This window comes from Novosphingobium sp. UBA1939, from assembly GCF_002336885.1.
Taxonomy (GTDB): Bacteria; Pseudomonadota; Alphaproteobacteria; order Sphingomonadales; family Sphingomonadaceae; genus Novosphingobium.
Window position 1 is genome coordinate 155,802 of record NZ_DDFB01000137.1, and the last position, 19,437, is coordinate 175,238.

Here is a 19,437-nt window from a genome sequence, read left to right on the forward strand (position 1 = left end):
CATGCTCTTTCAGGTGGAAATGCTCGTCAAGGTGCCGGCGCATCTCGATCCGGCCGAGTTCGACCGGCTCAAGGCCGAGGAAAAGGCGCGCGCCGAAGACCTGCAGCGGGCTGGGACGTGGCGGCATCTTTGGCGGCACGTGGGAGCCTATGCCAATACCAGCATCTTCGACGTGGCCAGCAACGAGGAGCTTCATGCTATCCTCACCGGCCTGCCGCTGTTCCCGTTCATGGACATCACCGTGACGGCGCTGTGCCGCCACCCGTCGTCCATCCACAGTGACGACCGCTGAGGTCGCGCAAGTTCAAGGAGAGGTTTCATGGCATCAGAACTCGTGCAGGAATCCGGCGTGCAGAGCTACCTCGACCGCATTGCCGGGGTGGACCAGCCCGGCGGTGACGCGCGCACCAAGGCGATCGTGCGGCGCATCGTGTCGGACCTGTTCACCACCATCGACGATTTCGACGTGACCGCCGAGGAATTCTGGCACGCGCTGCACTTCCTGCAGGAAGCGGCGCCGGAATTCGGGCTGATCGCGCCGGGGCTCGGCTTCGATCACTTCCTCGACATCCGCATGGACCGGGCCGACAAGGCCGCCGGCATCGCGGGCGGGACGCCGCGCACGATCGAAGGCCCGCTCTATGTGCCCGGCGCGCCGCTGGCCAAGGGCTTCGCGCGGCTGGACGATGGCACCGACACGGGCGAGACGCTGATCATGCACGGGCGCGTGTTCGATCGCGATGGCAAGCCGGTGGCGGGCGCGATCGTCGATGTCTGGCACGCGAATACCAAGGGCGGCTATTCGGTGTTCGACCCTTCGCAGACCGCCTATAACAACCGCCGCCGCATCGAGACCGGGGCCGACGGCAGCTACAAGTTCCGCAGCATCGTGCCGTCGGGCTATTCGGTGCCGCCGCAGGGCGGCACGGATCGTCTGCTGTCGGCGATCGGCCGCCACGGCAACCGTCCGGCGCATATCCACTTCTTCGTGTCGGCGCCCGGCCTTCGTCATCTGACCACGCAGATCAACATCAACGGCGATCCCTATCTGCACGATGATTTCGCCTTCGCCACGCACGACGATCTCATCCCGGAGATCGTCCGCCGCGAGGAACCCGATGCGATCCACGCCGAGAACCTCAACGGTCCGTTCAGCGAAATCGCGTTCGACTTCGTGCTGCACCCGGCGACCGAGACCGCGGAGACCGAATTGATGGCGCGCCATCGCGCTCCTGCGGTTACCGCATGATCGAATCGGGAAGGGCGATGGCGGGTGATGGCTGCGCCATCGCCTGGCGTCTGGAAGGGCCGGAGGACGGGGCGGCCGATGCGCCGGTCGTCATCCTGTCCAACTCGCTCGGGACCGCGCTGGAGATGTGGGCGCCGCAGGTGGCGGCGCTGTCCGCCAGCTTCCGGGTGCTGCGTTATGACACGCGCGGTCATGGGCGCTCCGACGTTCCGGGTGGCGCCTACGGGCTGGACCGGCTGGGCCGCGACGTGCTCGATCTGATGGATGCGCTGGGCATCGCGCGCGCGCATTTCTGCGGGCTGTCGCTCGGCGGGATGACCGGCCAGTGGCTTGGCGTTCATGCGCCCGACCGGTTCGACCGGCTCGTGCTGGCCAACACCGCGGCCTACATGGGGCCGCCTGCGGGGTGGCAGTCGCGCATTGCCGCCGTGCTCGATGGCGGCATGGAGGTGATGACCTCGGCCCTTCTCGAACGCTGGTTCACGCCCGAGTTCCGCGCCGCCGCGCCCGGGATCATCGCGCCGGTGCGCGAGGGGCTGCTGGAGACATCGCCCGCGGGCTATGCCGGCTGCTGCGCAGCGATCCGCGACATGGACATGCGCCCGGTGATCGGCCTGATCGACCTGCCGACGCTGGTGATCGCCGGTGCCCGCGATCCGGCCACGCCCCCCGCCGATGCCGAAGTCCTTGCCGCCCGGATCGCCGGATCGCAATTGGTCACGCTCGATGCCGCGCACCTGTCGAACATCGAACAATCTGCGGCGTTCAACGCCGCTCTGCTCGATTTCGTCAGTTGAGATTGCGCAACGTTTCCGAAGGCAGCTCGCCGAACATCTTGCGATACTGCGCGGAAAAGCGGCCGAACTGGTAAAAGCCCCATTTGCAGGCGACGGACGTGACCGATGTGCCGGGCTCCGCCTGGCGCAGATCGTCGCGCGCGCGCTCCAGCCGCACGGCCTTGAGGAACGCCATTGGCGAGGTGCCGCGAAAGCGGCGGAAGCCGTCGAACAGCGCGCGGGCGCTGACGCCGCTAACATCGACCAACTGGTCCAGCGTCACCGGCTCGGCGGCGTGTGCGATGATGAACTGCTCCACGCGGCGGACGTGGTGCGGCGCGATCTTGCACGGTTGCGGGCGCAGATGCTCCGAATAGTTGTTGGGGTGGCTTTCCAGCAGTTTCAGGATCAGCAGCGTTTCGAGGCTTCCAAGCACCGCGCGGCTTTCGCTTCCCGATGCGGCGGAAAGTTCCATGCTGAGCAGCGAGGCATAGTGCCACCAGTCCGCGTTGCCGGCATTGACCGGCATCTCCTGCGCGAATTCGAGTTCGCGGCTGAGCGGACGGCCGATCATCATCGTGGCGTGGTGATCGAGCGCCCGGTTGCTGATCTGGACCACGCGCTGCGTGCAGTCGGCGGACCAGTGCATCCGTTTGAGATCGCGCGTGTTGACGACCGAAGCGATCGCCGGAGTGCTCAGGACGGTCCCCCGGCGCGTGCCGACCTCGGCCGCCCCCGCGAGCGGCTGCATCAGCAGCAGCATATCCTCGTCCTCGATCCCCTCGATCGATACTTCCGCGCCATAGGTCATCGCGCCGATGCCGATGTCGTTCAGGCGCTTGTGGTTGAGCCAGGCGTCGAGCCGTTCGCCGCGTCGCGCCACCGAGAGGTGGTGCGGGCAATAGGTCCGCGCGATGTGCTCGCGCACTTCGCTGAGGCTGTTGGATGCAAAGACGGCAAAGCCCGGCAATGTCTCGCAGGCATTGCCGTCCGTCGTCATGGCAATCTGGCCGCCAAGGCCTGGCATGGAACCGCTGCCCACTGTTCCCCCCGTGATTTTGCTCCCTGTTTTGACAGTCAGGATCATACGGGCACCCTGGAGAGTCAATGGGCTCGGACCAGGCGCGAACCCCTGAATCCTGCACTCGGAGGCTGCATTCCGCGCTGGCGTGTCACCGATGCGACAGGAGCGGCGCGGATACGGGATTACGCGGTAATCAGCCGGGCGATCGGATCGTCGCGTTGTTCCGGCCCCAGCGCCAGATAGCCTCCATCCACGGCGACTTCCGCGCCGTTCATGAAGCGTGCCGCGTCCGAGCAGAGGAAGACCACCACGTCCGCCACTTCCGCCGCGTCGGCGATCCGGCCGGGCATGTGGAACACCCCGCCCACCGCATCGGCTTTCGCCCGATCGTCCGCGCTCATGGCAAGGATGGCGTTGGACCACGTCCACGCCGGCGTCACCGCATTGACGCGCACGCCACGGCGCGCGAATTCCAGCGCCTGGCTGCGCGTAAGCTGCGCCACGGCGGCCTTGATCGCCGGATAGACGAAGCGCCCCTTTTGTGCGCGATGGCCACTGACGCTGGAAAAGTTGACGATCGCGCCGCCGTAGGCGGCAAGGTGTTCCTGCGCCAGTTGCGCGAACATCGCGCCACCGACCAGGCCGATGTCGAGCGCCTTGAGCCAAGTCTCGCGCTTCGTCGCCAGTCCGTCGTCGAGGTAGGAGGTCGTCACGTTGACGAGGAAGTCCAGCCGCCCGAACCGCGCGATGGTGCTGGCGATGCAGGCTTCGATAGCCGAATCCGATGTGACGTCGGTTTCGACGAACAGGGATTCGGAGCCGAGATCGGCTTCGGCGCGCTCGCCGCCTGAGCGGTCGATATCCGCGATGACCACCCGCACACCTTGCGCGAGGAAGGCGCGGGCGACCGCCACCCCGATCAGGGTGGCGCCCCCGGCGATGATGGCGGTGCGGCCCGCCAGTTCTTCGTACCGCGCCATGGTCAGAACGACCACTTGAGGCCGGCCGACCATTCGCGCGGCCGTGCGTAAAGCTTTTCGTAGAGCCCGAACGATGCGCCATAGACCCCCGTCTGAAGGTACTGCTTGTCGGTCAGGTTGGTCACGCCCGCGAAGACCGAAACCTTTTCGCCGGGGAAAGTGTAGGTCACGTTGGCGTTGAAAAGGCTGTAGCCCGGCTGGTAGAGTTCGGGCGAATTGAGCGCGTCCATGTAGGCGCCCGAACGGTACGACCAGTCGATCCGCGCACGGACGTTGCCGCCGTTTGCGAGTTCCACGCTCTTGGAGACAGCGCCGCTCAGGCTCCAGTTCGAAACGCGTTCGAACTTCGACGCCAGCGTGATTTCGGCGGCGGCGGGATCGATCGCGGTGAAACGGGGGTGCAGATAGCCAAGGCTGCCTTCCAGGAACCAGCCGGCCCCAGCGTCGAGGCGGCCCTCCAGTTCCAGCCCCTTGATTTCGGCCGAAGCCGCGTTCTTGGTGACCGGCGCGATGCCGGTGAAGACCTGCACCTGCAGTTCATCGTATTTGGTCAGGAACAGGGCGCCGTTCAGCGTCAGGCGGCGGTTGAACAGCTTCGACTTGAAGCCGATTTCATAGGCTGTGGCCTTTTCTGCGCCGAACTGGGGAATGTTCGCCTGCGGCGGGAACACGCGCTGGACGAAACCGCCGCTCTTGAACCCTTTGGAGAACGAGGCATAGGCCAGCACGTCGTCCGCCACATGGAACGCGATATTGGCGCTGGGGGTTACCGCATCCTCGTTGCGATAGGCGGTGACATAGGGCAGCACGCGCGTCTGCGGGGTGTTCGGGCTGGCCGCGATCAGCGCGCCGCCGGTCTTGTCGACCAGGATTTCCTGATCGGGAAGGAACGACTTCTTGTCCTTGGTGTAGCGCAAACCGAACGTCAGATCGATCAGCGGGATCGGTGTCCAGGTCGCCTGTCCAAACGCGGCATAGCTTTTCGTGGCGAACTTGCCGCCCGACCGGAAGGTCACCGGCGTAAAGTCCAGATTATTGATATTGTTGCCGTTCTCGTTGAAGTAATAGAGGCCTACCACGTATTTCAGCTTGTCGTCCGCGGTATTGCCCAGCACCTGCAGTTCCTGGCTGAACTGGTGCTGCTTGAGTATGTCTGCCAGGTGCAGGATCGTGAACGGCGAATGATCGCCGTCGCGGGCATAGTCGCCGCTGACGTGACGATAGGCGGTGATCGACTTCAGTTGCACCGGGCCGAGATCCCAATCGATCACGGCCTGCGCGCCCCACAGGTCGTTCCTCGCATATTGGGGGCCGGTGCCGGCATCGGCGCCGTCGCCCACGATGAAGCGGTTGCTGAAGCAGGCCGCGGCATTGCCTTGTGGGCTGTAGGGCGCGAACGCGAAGCACGGCTGCCCGCCCAGCAGCGCGGCGAAATAGTTGTGTAGCAGCGTGAAGTTGTCGGTGGGCGCATCGAACGGCGGATTCAGCACATAGGCGCCCGCCGTGGTCGGGCTGCCGGGTGGCAGCATCGGCAGGTTCTGCGGGTTGAAGATGGCGGACTTGTACGTGACGCCCGAGAGCACGAAAGCCGGGCCGTTGGTGCGATCGCGCGTGCCTTCCACCGCAAGATTGACCTCGAAGGTGCTGCTTGGCTTCCAGCGCAGGTCGAACCGGCCGGTCAGCGTGCCGACATCGCCCAGCTCGCGGCCATCGACGAGGTGCCTGACGTAGCCATCGCGGTTGAAGGTGGCGACGGTGACCTTGGAGAACAGCGTGTCCGAAAGCGGGATGTTGGCGCTCGCCTTCACGTCGATGCGGCTGAAGCGGCCGGTCGTGACCTGCAGGTTGCCCGATGGCGTTTCATCCGGCTTTTTCGTGGTGATGCTGATCGCTCCGCCGATGGTATTGCGGCCGAACAGCGTGCCTTGCGGCCCGCGCAGGATCTCGACACGTTCGACGTCGACCAGATCGAGCAGTGCGCCGACCGAACGGGCGACATAGACGCCATCGACATAGACGCCCACGCCGGGTTCGGTGGTGGGCAGGAATTCCTTCTGCCCGATCCCGCGAATGTAGATCGCCGCCGACGATCCCGCACCGCCGAAGCTGGGGTTGTTCTGCAAGGTCATGTTCGGGGTGAAGCTGGCAAGGCCATCGATTTTCTGCACGCCGCGCGCCTCGATCGCCGCGCCCGAGAAGGCGGAGATGGCCAGCGGGACCGATTGCGCGCTTTCCTCGCGCTTGCGGGCCGTGACCACGATGTCGCCGGCCAGCGGATCGGCCGCGGACGCGCTTTCGGTGGCAGGTGCGGCCGCCTGCGCCATGGCGATGCCGGGCAGGGCAACGGATGTGGAAAGCGATACGAGCAATCCCGCAAGGCGCGGGCCATTGAACAGAGCAGTCATATTTCCCCCCAGGGATCATGGAAGATCGCTTGATCCGTTCGGTCGACGGAGTGGGGTGCATCTCGTCACGGGTTGGAGCTGCGGAATATTCAGCGGCTGCAGGCAATGTGCGCCCAGTGCGACTTTGCATGCGTTTGCCGCAGGCGGCGCGGGCGTGCCGTGCAAATGCTGCCGCCCGCGCACAATCCACGCACTGGGCGCATAGGCCGCCCGCGCCACGAAACCCTACCCGATGTCCTGTCGCATAGGGGATAGACAGGATGGCAGGAACAATCGCGATCGTGGGTGCGGGCATTGCCGGGCTATGCACCGCCAAGACGCTGGCCGCGCTCGGGTTCGAGGTGACGGTGTTCGAAAAGGAGCCGGATCTTGGCGGGGTGTGGTCGTCCTCGCGCCGCTATCCGGGCCTGACCACGCAGAACCCGCGCGAGACTTACGCCTTTTCCGACTGGCCGATGCCTGATGACTATCCGGAATGGCCGTCGGGTGCGCAGATGCAGGCCTATCTGGCGAGCTATGCCGATCATTTCGGAGTAACGCCGCGCATCCGCTTTTCGCACACGGTCCTGGCGACGCGCGAAAGCGCGGATGCGCCGGGCTGGACCCTGAAGCTCGCCGGCCCCGGCGGCGAGACGGAACAGTCGTTCGACTGGCTGATCCTGTGCAACGGCATCTTTTCGATCCCTGCGGTGCCGCCGTTTCCGGGTACGGACGCGTTCGAGGCGGCCGGGGGGCGGGTGCTGCATACCAGCCAGTTCACCGATCCCGCCCAGGCCAGCGGCCGCCACGTGCTGGTGGTGGGCTACGGCAAGTCTTCGTGCGATGTCGCCAACGCCATCGCAGCGCGCAGCGCCAGCACCACGATGGTGGTGCGCCATCTGATCTGGAAGATACCCAAGCGCATCGGCAATGTCCTCAATTTCAAGCACCTGTTCCTAAATCGGCTGGGCGAGGGGCTTTTTCCGTGGATGGAGCTCAAGGGGTTCGAGGCGTTCCTGCACGGCTCCGGCCTGCTCGGGTCCGGAAAATTCATCCGCAATGCCTTGCTGGCCACGGTGCAGGGCGTGATCGGCCGCCAGCTTGGCCTCAAGCGGATCGGGCTGGACCCCGGAACGCCGCTGGAAACCATCGCGCGCAGCACGGTCAGCCTCGTCAGCGACGGCTTCTATGACAAGGTGGCCAGCGGCCAGCTCGGGTTCGAGCGCGATGCCGAGATCGTCCTTTTGGCGCCCGGACGCGCGACGCTGTCCAACGGCCGCGACCTGCCCGCCGATCTGGTGATCTGTGGCACGGGCTGGCATCAGCGCGTCGATTTCCTGCCCGATGCGACGCGCGCCAGGGTGACCGACCGTCAGGGCAATTTCCGCCTGTACCGCTCGATGGTGCCGCTGGGCGTGCCGCGCCTGTTGTTCAACGGTTACAATTCATCGTTCTTCTGCCAGCTCAACGCCGAAATGGGCGCGATCTGGATCGCGGCGCTGCTGACCGGCCGGCTCACCCTGCCCGATGAGGCGGCGCAGGGTGCCGATATCGACCGCCGGCTGGCGTGGATGGATGCGCGCACCGGCGGACGCCATTGCAAGGGCACCAATATCGTACCGTTCTCGATCCACCACGTCGATGAACTGCTGGTCGACCTTGGCCTGGAACTGCCACGTTCCGTCCGCCTTGCCCAATGGGTGCGGACGGTTCGCGCATCCGACTTCGCGAGCGTCGGGCGGCGTTTCCGGGCAGGCGCCTAAGTCCGTCCGGAAGGCGGTCGTCCGGCCCTGATGCGTTCCATCCCCCGGTCGCGCGGGATGATACCGGCAGATCGGGACGGCGATTCGTGTAGGCCGCTCCCTTTTCGTTATAGCATTGAATGCAAAACATATTATGATACTTGAATATTCAAGTATCTAGGGTAAGCTCTCCACCATAACGGGGAGAAACCGACGGACATGGCGGACGCCATCATCATTCAGGCGATGTCGCTTGGCGGCGACGGACTGCGGGTCGCGGTCAAGGATTCGCTCGACATCGCGGGCTATCCCACGCGGGGCGGCAGCGCCGCGCTGGCGGATGCGCCCCCGGCCGCGCGCCATGCTGATGTGGTGCAGGCCGTGCTCGACGCCGGTTGCCGGATCATCGGCAAGGCCAACATGCATGAGCTGGCCTATGGCGTGACCGGCGTGAACGGCTGGACCGGGACGCCCGCAAATCCTTCGTATCCCGGCCACGTCCCCGGCGGGTCCTCCAGCGGTTCGGCGGCGGCGGTCGCGGCCGGGCTGTGCGATTTCGCGCTGGGCACCGACACCGGCGGATCGATCCGCACGCCGGCCGCCTGCTGCGGCGTGTTCGGCCTCAAGCCCACGTTCGGCCGGGTCAGCCGGCAGGGCGCGCACCCGGCGGTCTCCTCGCTCGATTGCGTCGGGCCGTTTGCCGGCAGCGTGGCGATGCTGGAGCGGGCGATGACGATCATCGATCCCACGTTCGAGATCGCGGAAAAGCCCGTGACCATTCGGCTCGGGCGCGTGGCCTGCGCCACTGACCCGGCGGTCGCGCAGGCGTTCGATGCGGCGCTCGCTGGCTCCGCCGCACATCTCACGGAAAGAACGCTGCCGGGCATGGACGCGGCGTTTGCCGCCAATATCGCCATCATCGGCGCGGAGACCTGGGCGGCGTTCGGTTCGCTTACGGCATCGCCAAACATGGGTGAGGACGTGCGCCAGCGCCTGCTCAACGCCAGCAAGGTGACGGCTGACGATCTGGCGAAGGCGGAGGACGTGCGCGCGCGGTTCCGGGCCGAAGTCGATGCCGCGCTGGAAGGCGTCGACGCGCTGGTGCTACCGACCATGCCGGTGTTCGTGCCCACGCTGGAGGACGCCGCCGACGCGGCCGCGATGCTCAAGCTGACCGCGCTGGTGCGGCAGTTCAACCTGTCCGGCCATCCCGCGCTGTCGATCCCCGTGGCGACGCCTACCGGACTTCCGATCGGCATCCAGCTGGTTGGCCGCATCGGTGGCGACGCCGCGCTGTGTGCCGTGGCGCGCGCGCTGGCGCCGTCGCTGGATATTCCAACCTATCTGCAACGAGAGGAGCAGCCCTGATGAACGTGGCACTCGATGTCCGCAAGGACGTAAACGCGCTGGACCGCCTCTTGCTCGCGGTGCGCGAACAGCGCGAGACGTTTTCCGAAAACCAGCAGGTCAGTGCGGACGTGGTCCACCTGATGCGCGAGGCCGGCATCTATCGCGCCATGGTGGCAAAGCGCTTCGGCGGAGACGAGATGTCGCCGGCCAGCTTCCTGCGCCTGATCGAAACGATCAGCCAGGTCGATGGCTCCTCGGGCTGGGTTGCGAGCTTCGGCTTTTCGGCGGTCTATCTGTCCGCGCTGCCGCTGCCGACGCTCGAAAAGATGTACGCCAACGGGCCGGACGTGATCTTCGCCGGCGGCATCTATCCGCCGCAGCGCGCGGTGCCGGTCGCTGGCGGGCTGGAAGTCTCGGGCCGCTGGTCATGGGGCAGCGGCTCGACCGGGGCGGACCTGATCGGCGTGGGCATCAAGGTCGAAAACGGCGCGAACAGCGGCCCTTATGCGGGGCTTCCACTGATCGCGGTGATGCCGGCGGGCAAGGTCACGATCGAGCGCAACTGGGACGTCAACGGCCTCAAGGGCACCGGCAGCCACGACATGGTGGTCGACAAGGTGGTCGTGCCGGAGGAATGGACGTTCGTGCGCGGCGGCGCTTCGAGCCTCGATACGCCGCTCTACCGCTATCCCTCGATGCCGCTGGCGGCGCAGGTGCTGTCCGTGGTCGCGCTCGGCACCGCGCGGGGCGCGCTCGATTGCCTGATCGAGATGGCGGGCGGGCGCACCTCGATCACCGGCGCGCCCACGCTGGCGGACCGGGCCTATCTGCAGGCCGACCTGGCCAAGGCCGAAGCCGCGCTACGCTCCGCGCGGGCGTTCTTCTACGAGATCACCGAGGAAGCCTACGATACGCTGGTCGCCGGCGATGATCTCAGCATCGAAACACGTGCCCTGCTCCGCCTTGCCTCGACGCAGGCGGCGCGGGTGGGCGCCGACGTGGCGCAGGCGGTCTATCGCCTGAGCGGCACCACCGGCATCGCCACGAACCACCCGATAGCCCGCCACCTGCAGGACGCGATGGTCGTGCCCCAGCACGCCTTCCTGTCCGACGGCACCTGGCAGAACGCCGGCCGCGTGCTGCTGGGCCTCGATGCCCCCGCCGGTTTCCCGTGAGCACCTCCATTCCAGACCTTCAGCAAGGATCCCCGAAATGACCGATACCAAGCCCCCGCTTCGCGTCCTGTTCTGCGGCGCCGTGCTTCAGAACTTCTTCGACCTTCCCGCAGCCGAGATCGGCAAGGTCTGGCAGGCGACCGGCGAGATGCTGAAGGGCATCCGCGATCTGCCGGGCGTCACCGTGCTCGGCACGATCGATGACGATCAGACCATGGTCGGCACATCGCCCAACGGCTGGCCGTGGACGTTCTACATCCTCGCCGAAGTGCCCGATCGCGATACGGTCGTTGCCGCCTGCAACCTGTTTCGCACGATCGAGGTCGGTGAACATCGCCTGTGGCGCTACATGCGCGTCGAAGCGCGCATCGGGCGCGAGCTGGTGATCCCGGCGTGACCTTTCGACCGATCCTTTGTTCCAGCCCGCAAGGAGGTCTGCATGACTGATCCAGCGAACACATTGGTGCGCGAAGACCGCGTGCATACCAGCCTCTATACCGATCCCGCGCTGTTCGACGCGGAGATGGAACGGATTTTCAAGAACAGCTGGGTCTGGGTGGCGCACGCCAGCGAACTGCCCGGCCCCAACACGTTCAAGACCGCGCACGTCGGGCTGGAGCCGGTAATCGTCACGCGTGACAAGGCGGGCGAAGTCCACGTGCTGCTCAACCGCTGCCGCCATCGCGCGGCCAGCGTCTGCGAGAAGAAGAAGGGCAAGGCCTCGGTCTTCGTCTGCCCTTACCATGGCTGGAGCTACGCCCCCGACGGCGCCTTGCGCATGGTGCCGCACGCCAAGGGCTATCCCGCCGATTTCGACAAGGACGAGTTTCCGCTGCTGTCGCTGCGCACCGAAAGCTACAACGGCATGATCTACGCGACCTTCCGCGACGACATCATGCCGCTGGAGGAATGGCTCGGGCCGGCGCGCAAGTGGATCGACCTGTTCATGAAGCAGGGCGCGGGCTTCGGCGTGAAGGCGCTGGGCGAACACAAGTTCCGCTTCCCCGGCAACTGGAAGATCCAGCTCGAGAACACGACGGACGCCTATCACTTCCCGATCGTCCACAAGACCTTCCTCGACAGCCTGGACGAGGAAACCGAGGACGTGTTCGACGTGCTGGGGCAGGGCGGCTGGGTCGAGGACCTGGGCAACGGCCATTCGGTCATGGTCATGATCCCCGACCTCATCGATCTGGAAGACAACCTCGACGCGCCGATTCCCGAGCGCTTCGCCGCGCTGGCCGATGAACTGCGCGCCGAGGGGCATGACGAGGCGCTGGTGCGCAAGGTCGTGCGCGCGGTGGGCGGCACCGGGTTCAATCTCAACATGTTCCCCAACATCGCCTGTTCGATGGCGTTCTTCCGCGTGCTGCGGCCGGTCAAGGTGGACGAGACCGAGATCCAGCACATCGCCATCGGCATGGACGGCGGCCCTGCACCGGCGAACCGGATGCGTCTGCGGCTGCACGAGCACTTCCAGGGGCCGATGGGCTTCGGCACGCCCGACGACGCCGAAGGCTGGGAGCGCGTCCAGCGCGGCGCGCAGGCCGGGCAGGATGTGTGGATCATGGTCAATCGCGGCGTGGCCGCGCCCGATGGCGTGGCCGAGCCGGGCCATAACGCGGGCGACGTGTCTTCCGAAACGGGAATGCGCGCGGCCTACCGCATGTGGAAGAGGATGATGGAAGCATGAGCACTTCGGCAACCACCGCCACACTCACGGCGACTGCCGCGATCGGCCTTGACGAGGCCGCCGCCTTCATCTGGGCGGAAGGCGAACTGCTTGATCGGCTGGCATACAAGGATTGGCTGCCACTGTGGGCGGGCGGGCACTACGTGATCCCGATCGACCGCGACGCCAGCGATCCGGTCGACGCCTTGAACATCGCCTATGACGATGCGACGATGCGCGAGGCGCGGGTCAAGCGGCTGCTCTCGGGCTTCTCGATGTCGTCGGCCCCGCCGGCGCGGACGGTACGTTCCGCTTCGCGCTTCGTGGTGGAAGACAGCGCGCCCGGCGCGCTCACGGTGCGCTGCGCGCAGATCCTCGTCGAATACAAGTATGGCCGCACCCGCACGCTGGCGGCGGACGTGACCTACCGCCTGGTCCGCACCGATGCGGGGCTCAGGATGGCGGGCAAGACCATTCTGCTGCTCAATTCCGACGAGGATCTGTTCGGCATAGGATACCTGCTGTGAAGCGCGATACCGTTCTGGTCACCGGTGGGGCGAGCGGCCTTGGCGCGGCGATCGCCCGGGAGTTCCACGCCGCCGGCTACAACGTGGGCATTGGCGATATCGACGCGGACGGGGCGGCGGCGTTGGCGCACGAACTTGACGCCAGTGGTGCCACCGCGACCGGCATCGCGCTCGACGTGCGCGATCAGGCCGCGTTCGAGGCAGCGCATGGCCTGCTCGCCGCGCGCTGGGGCAGCGTGGAAGCGCTGGTGAACAACGCCGCGCTGACCGTGGCCCGGCCCGTGCTCGACATCACGCCCGACGAATTCGACGCCGTGCTCGCGGTCAATCTGCGCGGCACCTTTGTCGGCAGCCAGGTGTTCGCGCGCGCGTTCAAGGCGGCGGGCTATGGCCGCATCGTCAATCTCGCCTCGCTGGCCGGGCAGAACGGCGGCACGGCCACCGGCGCGCATTATGCGGTGTCGAAAGGTGGGATCATCACGATGACCAAGGTCTTCGCGCGCGATCTCGCGCCGTTCGGGATCACGGTCAACGCGATCGCGCCCGGGCCGCTCGATACGCCCATGGTACATCGCACGGTGCCGGCGGACCGCATGGCGCAGTTCCTGACCAACGTCCCCGTCGGCCAGATCGGCGATCCCGCGTTCATCGCGTCGATGGCGGTTCGCCTTTGCGCGCGCGATGCCACCTTCATCACCGGTGCCACCATCGACATCAACGGCGGCCTCTACATGCGGTGAGGATGGCGTCGCCGGGAATTTCGTTCCGCGGCGGTGGAAATGCCAACCTGCTGGTGACTCCGGTCACCGGCATGGTTAACAGAATTCCATGGTCACAAAGGGGTTCCGATCTGCGGCGGCGTTGGCGTTGCTTGCGCTGGTCTCCGCGCGGCCCGGTATGGCCCAGACGGCACCCCCGTCCGCACAGCCGTCTGCCCCCCATGCCAGCGACATTGTGGTTACCGCACCGCCGCCCGCGCCCGGTACTTATTGGCTGGACGAAGGGCCGTGGAGCGATCCGGTTCACATCGTCGTCGGCCTGCGGCGGCAGACGCTGACGGTCTATGCCGGTGACCGGGTAATCGGCGAGGCGTCCGTGTCCACGGGCAGGAAGGGACACAGCACGCCCGAAGGCGTGTACGCGATTCTGCAGAAGCAGAAGTGGCACCGCTCCAACCTCTACAGCAACGCGCCCATGCCGTTCATGCAGCGGCTGACCTGGACCGGCATCGCCCTGCATGCCGGCCACAATCCCGGCCGGCCCGCCAGCCACGGATGCATCCGCATGCCCTATGCCTTTGCCCGCGAACTTTACGATCTGACGCAGATCGGTTCGCAGGTGCGCGTGACGATGGACGATCTGGCGCCGGCGCTGGCGGTCGATCCGGCCGCGTTTGATTTCAGCGCCGATGGCGAGGTTACGTTCCGCTTCGCCTCGAACGCCTATGCCCCGCGTGTTCCGATGGAACGGATGGTCCCGGTCCTTGCCGTCGATCCGGGCATCTACGACCTCTATTGAGGCGGTCGTTGCAATCCGGCGCGCCCGGCGGCAAACGCGCGAGCATGACAGAGAGTTCGCCTGCTTCGCGCCCCGCGCATTTCGACCCGCGCGGCTGGCCGTTTTTCTGGATGACGCAGGCGGTGGGCCGCTACCTGCGCAAGCTGGAACAGCACCTGAAGCGTGAGGGGCTGGATGTCGCGCGCTGGCGCGTGCTGATGTCGGTCGGCAACCGCCAGCTTGGCGTAAGCGAGATCGCCGACCTCGCCATCGTCAAGCTGCCGACGATGCTCAAGCTGATCCAGCGCATGGAAGCGGATGGCTTGGTGCAATGCGCCCCGCGCGCGTCGGACGCGCGCTATACCGACGTGTCGCTGACGCCGGCGGGGCAGGAAGCGTGCGATCGGGCCTGGACGGTGGCCAACGCGATCTACCAGACGGTGTTTCACGACATCCCCTCCGAAGACGAAGCCCATCTCAACGATGTGCTGAAGCGGGTGTTCGAGCGGCTGGGATAGCCGGGCCAAACCCGATCGCCCGATAAGAACTTGCCCGAAGCGGATTAAGCAGGCTTGATCACCGCAAAGCTTGCGGGGGTATGGCGATGGGCGACGGCGAAGCGCGGCGGCTGGGGATGGATATGCCCATCGCGCGCCGGGATTTCATGCAGGGAATGGCCGTGGCGACGGCGGTGGGCGCGATGCCGCCCGCCGCTTCCGAGCAGACGCCTGCGGTTGGCCTCGCGCCCGACCCCACATCCTATCCGCCGTTGCGCACCGGCCTGCGCGGACAGTATCCGGGCTCGTTCGAGGCGGCACACCTGGCGCGCGACGGCGGTTTCACCGGCCCCGTCGTGGCGGACGATACGGGCGAGCATTAAGATCTGGTGGTGGTCGGCGGGGGCATCTCGGGCCTTTCCGCCGCGTGGTTCTATCGCAAGGCGCTGGGGCCGGACGTGCGCGTGCTGGTGCTGGACAACCACGACGACTTCGGCGGCCATGCCAAGCGCAACGAGTTCCGGCACGAAGGGCGCACGATCCTGGCTTACGGCGGCACGATGAGCATCGAGACGCCGTTTCCCTACAGCCATTCGTCCAAGGCGTTGCTGGCGGACCTTGGCATCGTGCCGTCGACGTATGCGCGCTACGACCGCTCGGCGCAGGTCTATGCCGGGCTGGGGCAGGGTGCGTTCTTCGACAAGGAGCACTTCGGCGCGGATCGCACCGTTGCGGGCATGAACCGGCGGCCGTGGGCTGAGTTCTTCGCCGCCGCGCCGCTGACCCCGGCGGTGCGCGCGGACCTGACGCGGCTCTATACCGAGAAGGTCGATTATATGCCCGCCCTCGCGCCCGAGGCGAAAGTCGCCGCGCTCCAGCGCATGAGCTATGCGGATTTCCTGCTGAAGCACGCGCGGCTGCGGCCCGAAAGCCTGCCCTGGTTCGCGGGGATGGCTTTCCGCAACAACATGCGCGTCGATACCTGCCCCGCCTATACCGCCGCGCGCGGCGGCCGGTCGCCTGGCTTCGCGGGGATGGCGCTACCGCATCCGATCGAGGCGGAGGCGGAGCATTTCCACTTTCCCGATGGCAACGCCTCGATCGCGCGCCTGCTGGTCAACCGTCTGGTGCCCGGCGTGTTCGGCGCCGCCGCGCTCGATCAGGAGACGATCGTGCGCGCGCCGGCCGACTATGCCGCGCTCGACCGGCCTGACAATAAGACGCGTGTGCGGCTGGGCAGCACGGCGATCCGCGTCGAACATCTCGGCACGCCCACCGTGCTGACCGAGAAGGCGGCGCGCGTGGTCTACATGCAGGACGGCAAGCCCCGGTCGGTCACCGGAGCGAACGTGATCCTGGCCTGCTTCAACAACATCATCCCGCATATCGTGCCCGAACTGCCGGAGGGGCAGAAAGCGGCGCTGCGCTATCCGTCCAAAGTGCCGATGCAGTACACCAACGTCCTGCTGCGCGACTGGAAGGCATGGAAGGCGCTGGGCGTGCGCTCGATCAGCGCGCCCAATGGCTATCACACCTCGGCCTCGCTCGACACGGCGATGGCGATCGGCGGCTATGCCAGCGCGATGGACCCGGCCGAACCGGTGGTGGTGCACATGGTGCGCAATCCCAACCAGCCGGGCCTCTCGCGCAAGGACCAGAATCGCGCCGGTCGCGCCGACATGCTGGCGACGCCGTTCGAAACGATCGAGCGCGAAATCCGCGCGCAACTCCAGCGGATGCTGGGCGCGGGCGGGTTCGACGCGCGGCGCGATATCCTGGCGATCACGGTCAACCGCTGGCCGCATGGCTATGCCTACACTTACGACACGCTGGGCGATCCGGACATGCCCGATGCGCAGCGCCCGCATGTGATCGGTCGCCGCCCGCTTGGGCGCATCGCCATCGCCAACGCCGATGCGGGCGCGGCGGCGTTCACCAATGTCGCGATCGACGAGGCGGAGCGCGCGGTGCAGGAATGCCTCGTCAGCCGGGGGCTGACCTAGGCCGTACCCCGCAGGATGGTCACGAAGGCCGATACCAGCGCGCTGCGGCTGCGGTTACGCAACAGGTGGATGGCGTCGCGCGTCTGTTCGCCCTCCGGCAGCGGTAGCGTGGCGAGCGTGCCGTCGGCGCAGGCGCGCGCCGCCAGCGATCGCGGCACGACGGTGATGGCCAGGCCGCTGCGCGCCATGTCGAGGCAGGCGGCGGTGGAATCCAGCTCGTAATCGGGGAACAGGCCGGCGGCGAAGCGCGCGCGCAGGGCACGCGGAAAGTTGCTGCCCGGTGCCGGGCGGGGCAAGGCCCAGCGCCAGGCCGCCGTGTCGGGGCGTCCTTCGGCGGCCAGCAGGGGATGATCCGCGCGGCAGACCACCACCAGCGGCTCGGACGGCAGGGGAATGCATAGCACCTCGTCGGCATGGCCTGATGTCGCGAACTTGGCGCGATCGCACACCACCAGATCGAGGCGCCGGTCCACCAGCGTTTCCAGCAGTTGCTCCGACGGCCCGCCGGTCACGGTCACGCGCACCGCCGGGTGATCGCGCGCGAAACGGATGATGGCGTCAGTCAGCAGGGGTTGCAGGGGATAGGGGCCGGCGCCGATGCGGACGGTGCCGGTGGTCGGTTGCTTCAGGCCGCGCGCTTCCTGTTCGAGATTGGCGGCGGCGGCGATCACGTCGCGCGCGGAACGGATCAGGCGTTCGGCGGCGCCGGTCGGCCGGACATAGTGCGTCGAGCGGTCGAACAACGGGGCATCCAGTTCGCCTTCCAGCTTCTGGATCGACCGCGTCAGGGCGGACTGGGTGAGGCCAAGCTCGTCCGCCGCCCGCGCGAAATTGCCGATGCGGTAGAGCGTTTCGAAATGGCGGAGCCGGCGCAGGTTCATCAACAGTCACCATATCATTCCTGTTTTGCATTACCAAGCCATCGGACATTCGCATAGCGTACAGCGCATGAACGGCACTTTCCTTGACTCGCGGACCCGGCGCGCCACTTTCGCGCGGCTGGAAGCCGGCGTGTTCGATCTTGCGGTGATCGGTGGCGGGATCACCGGCGCGGGCATTGCCCGCGATGCCGCGATGCGGGGCCTTTCGGTGGCGCTGGTGGAAGCGCGCGATTACGCCAGCGGCACCAGCAGCCGCAGTTCCAAGATGATCCATGGCGGGCTGCGCTATCTGGCGCAGGGCGATGTGGCGCTGGTCAAGGAGGCGGCGTCGGAGCGGCAGATCCTGCGCCGCATCGCGCCGCATCTCGCGCGATTGACGCCGTTCCTGATCCCCACCGTGTCGATGGCGATGGCGGCCAAGCTGCGCGCCGGGCTGTGGACGTTCGAAAAGCTGGGCGGCGTACCCGAAGCCGAACGGCACGAGGCGATCGGCCTCGCGGAATTGCGCCGGCGCGAACCGCTGATGCGCACCGATGGCCTCAACGGCGCGATCCTCTATCCCGAATTCCTGACCGACGACGCGCGGCTGGTGCTGGCCAATATCCGCGCCGCGCAGGCGGCGGGCGCGGTGGTCGTCAACTATGCGGCGGCGGCGGAACTGACCGGTGACGGCCTCGTGGCGCGCTCCACGCTGGAGGGTGAGGAGCTGGGGGCGCGAATCCGCGCAAAGCTGGTCGTGAACGCGGCGGGGGCGTGGGTCGATCGTGTGCGGGCGCTGGAAGCGGGGCAGGGCGATACGCGCCTTTCGCTCAGCCGCGGCATCCATCTGGTGCTGCCCCGCGCGCGGGTGCCGGTCAACGCCACGCTGATCCTGCGCGCGCCGGACAAGCGGAGCATCTTCGCCGTGCCGCGCGGCGCGTTCACGTACCTTGGCACGACCGATGTGTTCCATGCGGGATCGGATTACTGGCCCGCGCCCGAACGGTCCGACATCGACTATCTGCTGCGCGCGACGGAGAAGGCGCTCGACATTGCTCCGATCGCGGATGGCGAGATCGAGGCGCTGTGGTCCGGCGTGCGGCCGTTGATCGCGCAGCCCGGCAAGAAGGCCAACGAGGTTTCGCGCAAGGACGAAATCTGGACGTCGCCCGGCGGGCTGGTCTCGATCGCGGGCGGCAAGCTCAGCGCCTATCGCGCGATGGCCGAGCGGGTGGTCGATCTGGTGGTCGAACGTACCGGCGCCGCTGCCCGCGCCTGTGCGACGGCGGATGTGCCGTTGCCCGGTGGCGAGGCGGCTCCCGATCTGGCGGGCATCGCCCCGGTCGCCGCCGAGCGGCTGACGGGACTTTACGGCAGCGAGGCGCCGGAAATCGTTGCCGATGGCGGCGACGTCGCGGCCGAGGCGCGCCGCGCGGTCACGCATGAAGGCGCGGCGACGCTGGAGGACTACTGGGTCCGCCGCAGCGCGCGCGCGTGGTTCGATCATGGCGCGGGGCTTGATGCGCTGGAGCCAGCGGCGGCGGCGATGGGCGCGCTGCTGGGGTGGAGTGCGCAGGAGCATGCGGATCAGGTCGCCCGGTGCCGCGCGCTCGAACGGGACAGCCGGCGTCTGCTGGAAGCGACGCCGGGGATGGAAATACAAGCCTGACACGCATCGCGTGGCCAAGGTACAGGGAGAAT

Annotated in this window: 19 protein-coding genes; 15 read left to right on the forward strand and 4 right to left on the reverse strand. The window is 66.9% G+C overall.

Features of this window, described 5'->3' with window-relative positions:
* Nucleotide 1 precedes the first annotated feature (1 nt).
* Genes catC through pcaD form a run of 3 tightly spaced genes read left to right on the forward strand, consistent with a single transcriptional unit; the run spans nucleotide 2 to nucleotide 2,046 of the window.
* Entirely contained in the window at nucleotides 2-292 is a 291-nt protein-coding gene (gene catC, locus B3547_RS18440) for a muconolactone Delta-isomerase (RefSeq protein WP_124808560.1), read from the forward strand.
* A 27-nt stretch (nucleotides 293-319) separates the two neighbouring features.
* Complete coding sequence (gene catA, locus B3547_RS18445) at nucleotides 320-1,249, forward strand: catechol 1,2-dioxygenase (protein ID WP_292965603.1); 930 nt, start codon at nucleotides 320-322, stop codon at nucleotides 1,247-1,249.
* Nucleotides 1,250-1,266: 17 nt separating this feature from the next.
* Nucleotides 1,267-2,046, forward strand: a complete 780-nt coding sequence (pcaD, locus tag B3547_RS18450) for a 3-oxoadipate enol-lactonase (RefSeq protein ID WP_414690591.1) — start codon at nucleotides 1,267-1,269, stop codon at nucleotides 2,044-2,046.
* On the opposite strand, the gene B3547_RS18455 is transcribed toward pcaD, so the two are convergent.
* The 3 genes from B3547_RS18455 to B3547_RS18465 all read right to left on the reverse strand — a co-directional run bounded on the left by B3547_RS18455 (nucleotide 2,039) and on the right by B3547_RS18465 (nucleotide 6,434).
* On the reverse strand, nucleotides 2,039-3,025 hold the full coding sequence (locus tag B3547_RS18455) for an AraC family transcriptional regulator (RefSeq protein ID WP_292965609.1): 987 nt from the start codon (nucleotides 3,023-3,025) through the stop codon (nucleotides 2,039-2,041). The two genes, pcaD and B3547_RS18455, sit on opposite strands and share 8 nt — an antisense overlap.
* 206 nt (nucleotides 3,026-3,231) lie before the next feature.
* Nucleotides 3,232-4,044: an SDR family oxidoreductase gene (locus B3547_RS18460; RefSeq protein WP_292965612.1), complete on the reverse strand. Its 813-nt coding sequence runs from the start codon at nucleotides 4,042-4,044 to the stop codon at nucleotides 3,232-3,234.
* Complete coding sequence (locus B3547_RS18465) at nucleotides 4,032-6,434, reverse strand: TonB-dependent receptor (protein WP_292965615.1); 2,403 nt, start codon at nucleotides 6,432-6,434, stop codon at nucleotides 4,032-4,034. The genes B3547_RS18460 and B3547_RS18465 overlap by 13 nt, the downstream gene beginning before the upstream one ends.
* A 260-nt stretch (nucleotides 6,435-6,694) precedes the next feature.
* On the opposite strand from B3547_RS18465, the gene B3547_RS18470 reads away from it, so the two are divergent.
* From B3547_RS18470 to B3547_RS18520, 11 genes are all read left to right on the forward strand, one after another.
* The gene (locus B3547_RS18470; protein WP_292965618.1) at nucleotides 6,695-8,176 is read left to right on the forward strand and encodes a flavin-containing monooxygenase; all 1,482 of its coding nucleotides are present in this window, start codon (nucleotides 6,695-6,697) and stop codon (nucleotides 8,174-8,176) included.
* Nucleotides 8,177-8,374: 198 nt separating this feature from the next.
* Entirely contained in the window at nucleotides 8,375-9,523 is a 1,149-nt protein-coding gene (locus B3547_RS18475; protein ID WP_292965621.1) for an amidase, read from the forward strand.
* Nucleotides 9,523-10,680: an acyl-CoA dehydrogenase family protein gene (locus B3547_RS18480; RefSeq protein ID WP_292965624.1), complete on the forward strand. Its 1,158-nt coding sequence runs from the start codon at nucleotides 9,523-9,525 to the stop codon at nucleotides 10,678-10,680. Before B3547_RS18475 ends, B3547_RS18480 begins: the two co-directional genes overlap by 1 nt.
* A gap of 37 nt (nucleotides 10,681-10,717) precedes the next feature.
* The gene (locus tag B3547_RS18485) at nucleotides 10,718-11,077 is read left to right on the forward strand and encodes a hypothetical protein (RefSeq protein WP_124808567.1); all 360 of its coding nucleotides are present in this window, start codon (nucleotides 10,718-10,720) and stop codon (nucleotides 11,075-11,077) included.
* 42 nt (nucleotides 11,078-11,119) lie between these two features.
* On the forward strand, nucleotides 11,120-12,373 hold the full coding sequence (locus tag B3547_RS18490; RefSeq protein WP_292965628.1) for an aromatic ring-hydroxylating oxygenase subunit alpha: 1,254 nt from the start codon (nucleotides 11,120-11,122) through the stop codon (nucleotides 12,371-12,373).
* Nucleotides 12,370-12,879: an aromatic-ring-hydroxylating dioxygenase subunit beta gene (locus B3547_RS18495; protein WP_292965631.1), complete on the forward strand. Its 510-nt coding sequence runs from the start codon at nucleotides 12,370-12,372 to the stop codon at nucleotides 12,877-12,879. Before B3547_RS18490 ends, B3547_RS18495 begins: the two co-directional genes overlap by 4 nt.
* On the forward strand, nucleotides 12,876-13,619 hold the full coding sequence (locus B3547_RS18500) for an SDR family NAD(P)-dependent oxidoreductase (protein ID WP_292965634.1): 744 nt from the start codon (nucleotides 12,876-12,878) through the stop codon (nucleotides 13,617-13,619). The genes B3547_RS18495 and B3547_RS18500 overlap by 4 nt, the downstream gene beginning before the upstream one ends.
* A gap of 88 nt (nucleotides 13,620-13,707) precedes the next feature.
* Nucleotides 13,708-14,397 (forward strand): L,D-transpeptidase family protein, encoded by a 690-nt coding sequence (locus B3547_RS18505; RefSeq protein WP_292965636.1) that lies wholly within the window; start codon nucleotides 13,708-13,710, stop codon nucleotides 14,395-14,397.
* A 44-nt stretch (nucleotides 14,398-14,441) separates the two neighbouring features.
* On the forward strand, nucleotides 14,442-14,894 hold the full coding sequence (locus B3547_RS18510) for a MarR family winged helix-turn-helix transcriptional regulator (protein WP_125953343.1): 453 nt from the start codon (nucleotides 14,442-14,444) through the stop codon (nucleotides 14,892-14,894).
* 80 nt (nucleotides 14,895-14,974) lie between these two features.
* Nucleotides 14,975-15,256, forward strand: coding sequence for a twin-arginine translocation signal domain-containing protein (locus tag B3547_RS18515; RefSeq protein WP_292965639.1), 282 nt, complete (start codon nucleotides 14,975-14,977; stop codon nucleotides 15,254-15,256).
* A 9-nt stretch (nucleotides 15,257-15,265) separates the two neighbouring features.
* On the forward strand, nucleotides 15,266-16,876 hold the full coding sequence (locus tag B3547_RS18520; RefSeq protein WP_292965642.1) for an NAD(P)-binding protein: 1,611 nt from the start codon (nucleotides 15,266-15,268) through the stop codon (nucleotides 16,874-16,876).
* Here B3547_RS18520 and B3547_RS18525 read toward each other — a convergent pair.
* Nucleotides 16,873-17,757: a LysR family transcriptional regulator gene (locus tag B3547_RS18525; protein WP_147457722.1), complete on the reverse strand. Its 885-nt coding sequence runs from the start codon at nucleotides 17,755-17,757 to the stop codon at nucleotides 16,873-16,875. The genes B3547_RS18520 and B3547_RS18525 overlap by 4 nt on opposite strands.
* Nucleotides 17,758-17,824: 67 nt before the next feature.
* Between B3547_RS18525 and B3547_RS18530 the strand changes: the two genes are divergently transcribed.
* Nucleotides 17,825-19,405, forward strand: coding sequence for a glycerol-3-phosphate dehydrogenase/oxidase (locus B3547_RS18530; RefSeq protein WP_292965648.1), 1,581 nt, complete (start codon nucleotides 17,825-17,827; stop codon nucleotides 19,403-19,405).
* Nucleotides 19,406-19,437 lie beyond the last annotated feature (32 nt).

Coding starts and splice junctions, on each gene's coding strand:
- B3547_RS18470 (WP_292965618.1), top strand. CDS start 6,695: ATGGCAGGAACAATCGCGATCGTGGGTGCGGGCATTGCCGGGCTATGC.
- B3547_RS18530 (WP_292965648.1), top strand. CDS start 17,825: ATGAACGGCACTTTCCTTGACTCGCGGACCCGGCGCGCCACTTTCGCG.
- pcaD (WP_414690591.1), top strand. CDS start 1,267: ATGGCGGGTGATGGCTGCGCCATCGCCTGGCGTCTGGAAGGGCCGGAG.
- B3547_RS18525 (WP_147457722.1), bottom strand. CDS start 17,757: ATGAACCTGCGCCGGCTCCGCCATTTCGAAACGCTCTACCGCATCGGC.
- B3547_RS18455 (WP_292965609.1), bottom strand. CDS start 3,025: ATGACGACGGACGGCAATGCCTGCGAGACATTGCCGGGCTTTGCCGTC.
- catC (WP_124808560.1), top strand. CDS start 2: ATGCTCTTTCAGGTGGAAATGCTCGTCAAGGTGCCGGCGCATCTCGAT.
- B3547_RS18510 (WP_125953343.1), top strand. CDS start 14,442: ATGACAGAGAGTTCGCCTGCTTCGCGCCCCGCGCATTTCGACCCGCGC.
- B3547_RS18505 (WP_292965636.1), top strand. CDS start 13,708: ATGGTCACAAAGGGGTTCCGATCTGCGGCGGCGTTGGCGTTGCTTGCG.
- B3547_RS18480 (WP_292965624.1), top strand. CDS start 9,523: ATGAACGTGGCACTCGATGTCCGCAAGGACGTAAACGCGCTGGACCGC.
- B3547_RS18495 (WP_292965631.1), top strand. CDS start 12,370: ATGAGCACTTCGGCAACCACCGCCACACTCACGGCGACTGCCGCGATC.
- B3547_RS18485 (WP_124808567.1), top strand. CDS start 10,718: ATGACCGATACCAAGCCCCCGCTTCGCGTCCTGTTCTGCGGCGCCGTG.
- B3547_RS18465 (WP_292965615.1), bottom strand. CDS start 6,434: ATGACTGCTCTGTTCAATGGCCCGCGCCTTGCGGGATTGCTCGTATCG.
- B3547_RS18490 (WP_292965628.1), top strand. CDS start 11,120: ATGACTGATCCAGCGAACACATTGGTGCGCGAAGACCGCGTGCATACC.
- catA (WP_292965603.1), top strand. CDS start 320: ATGGCATCAGAACTCGTGCAGGAATCCGGCGTGCAGAGCTACCTCGAC.
- B3547_RS18515 (WP_292965639.1), top strand. CDS start 14,975: ATGGCGATGGGCGACGGCGAAGCGCGGCGGCTGGGGATGGATATGCCC.
- B3547_RS18475 (WP_292965621.1), top strand. CDS start 8,375: ATGGCGGACGCCATCATCATTCAGGCGATGTCGCTTGGCGGCGACGGA.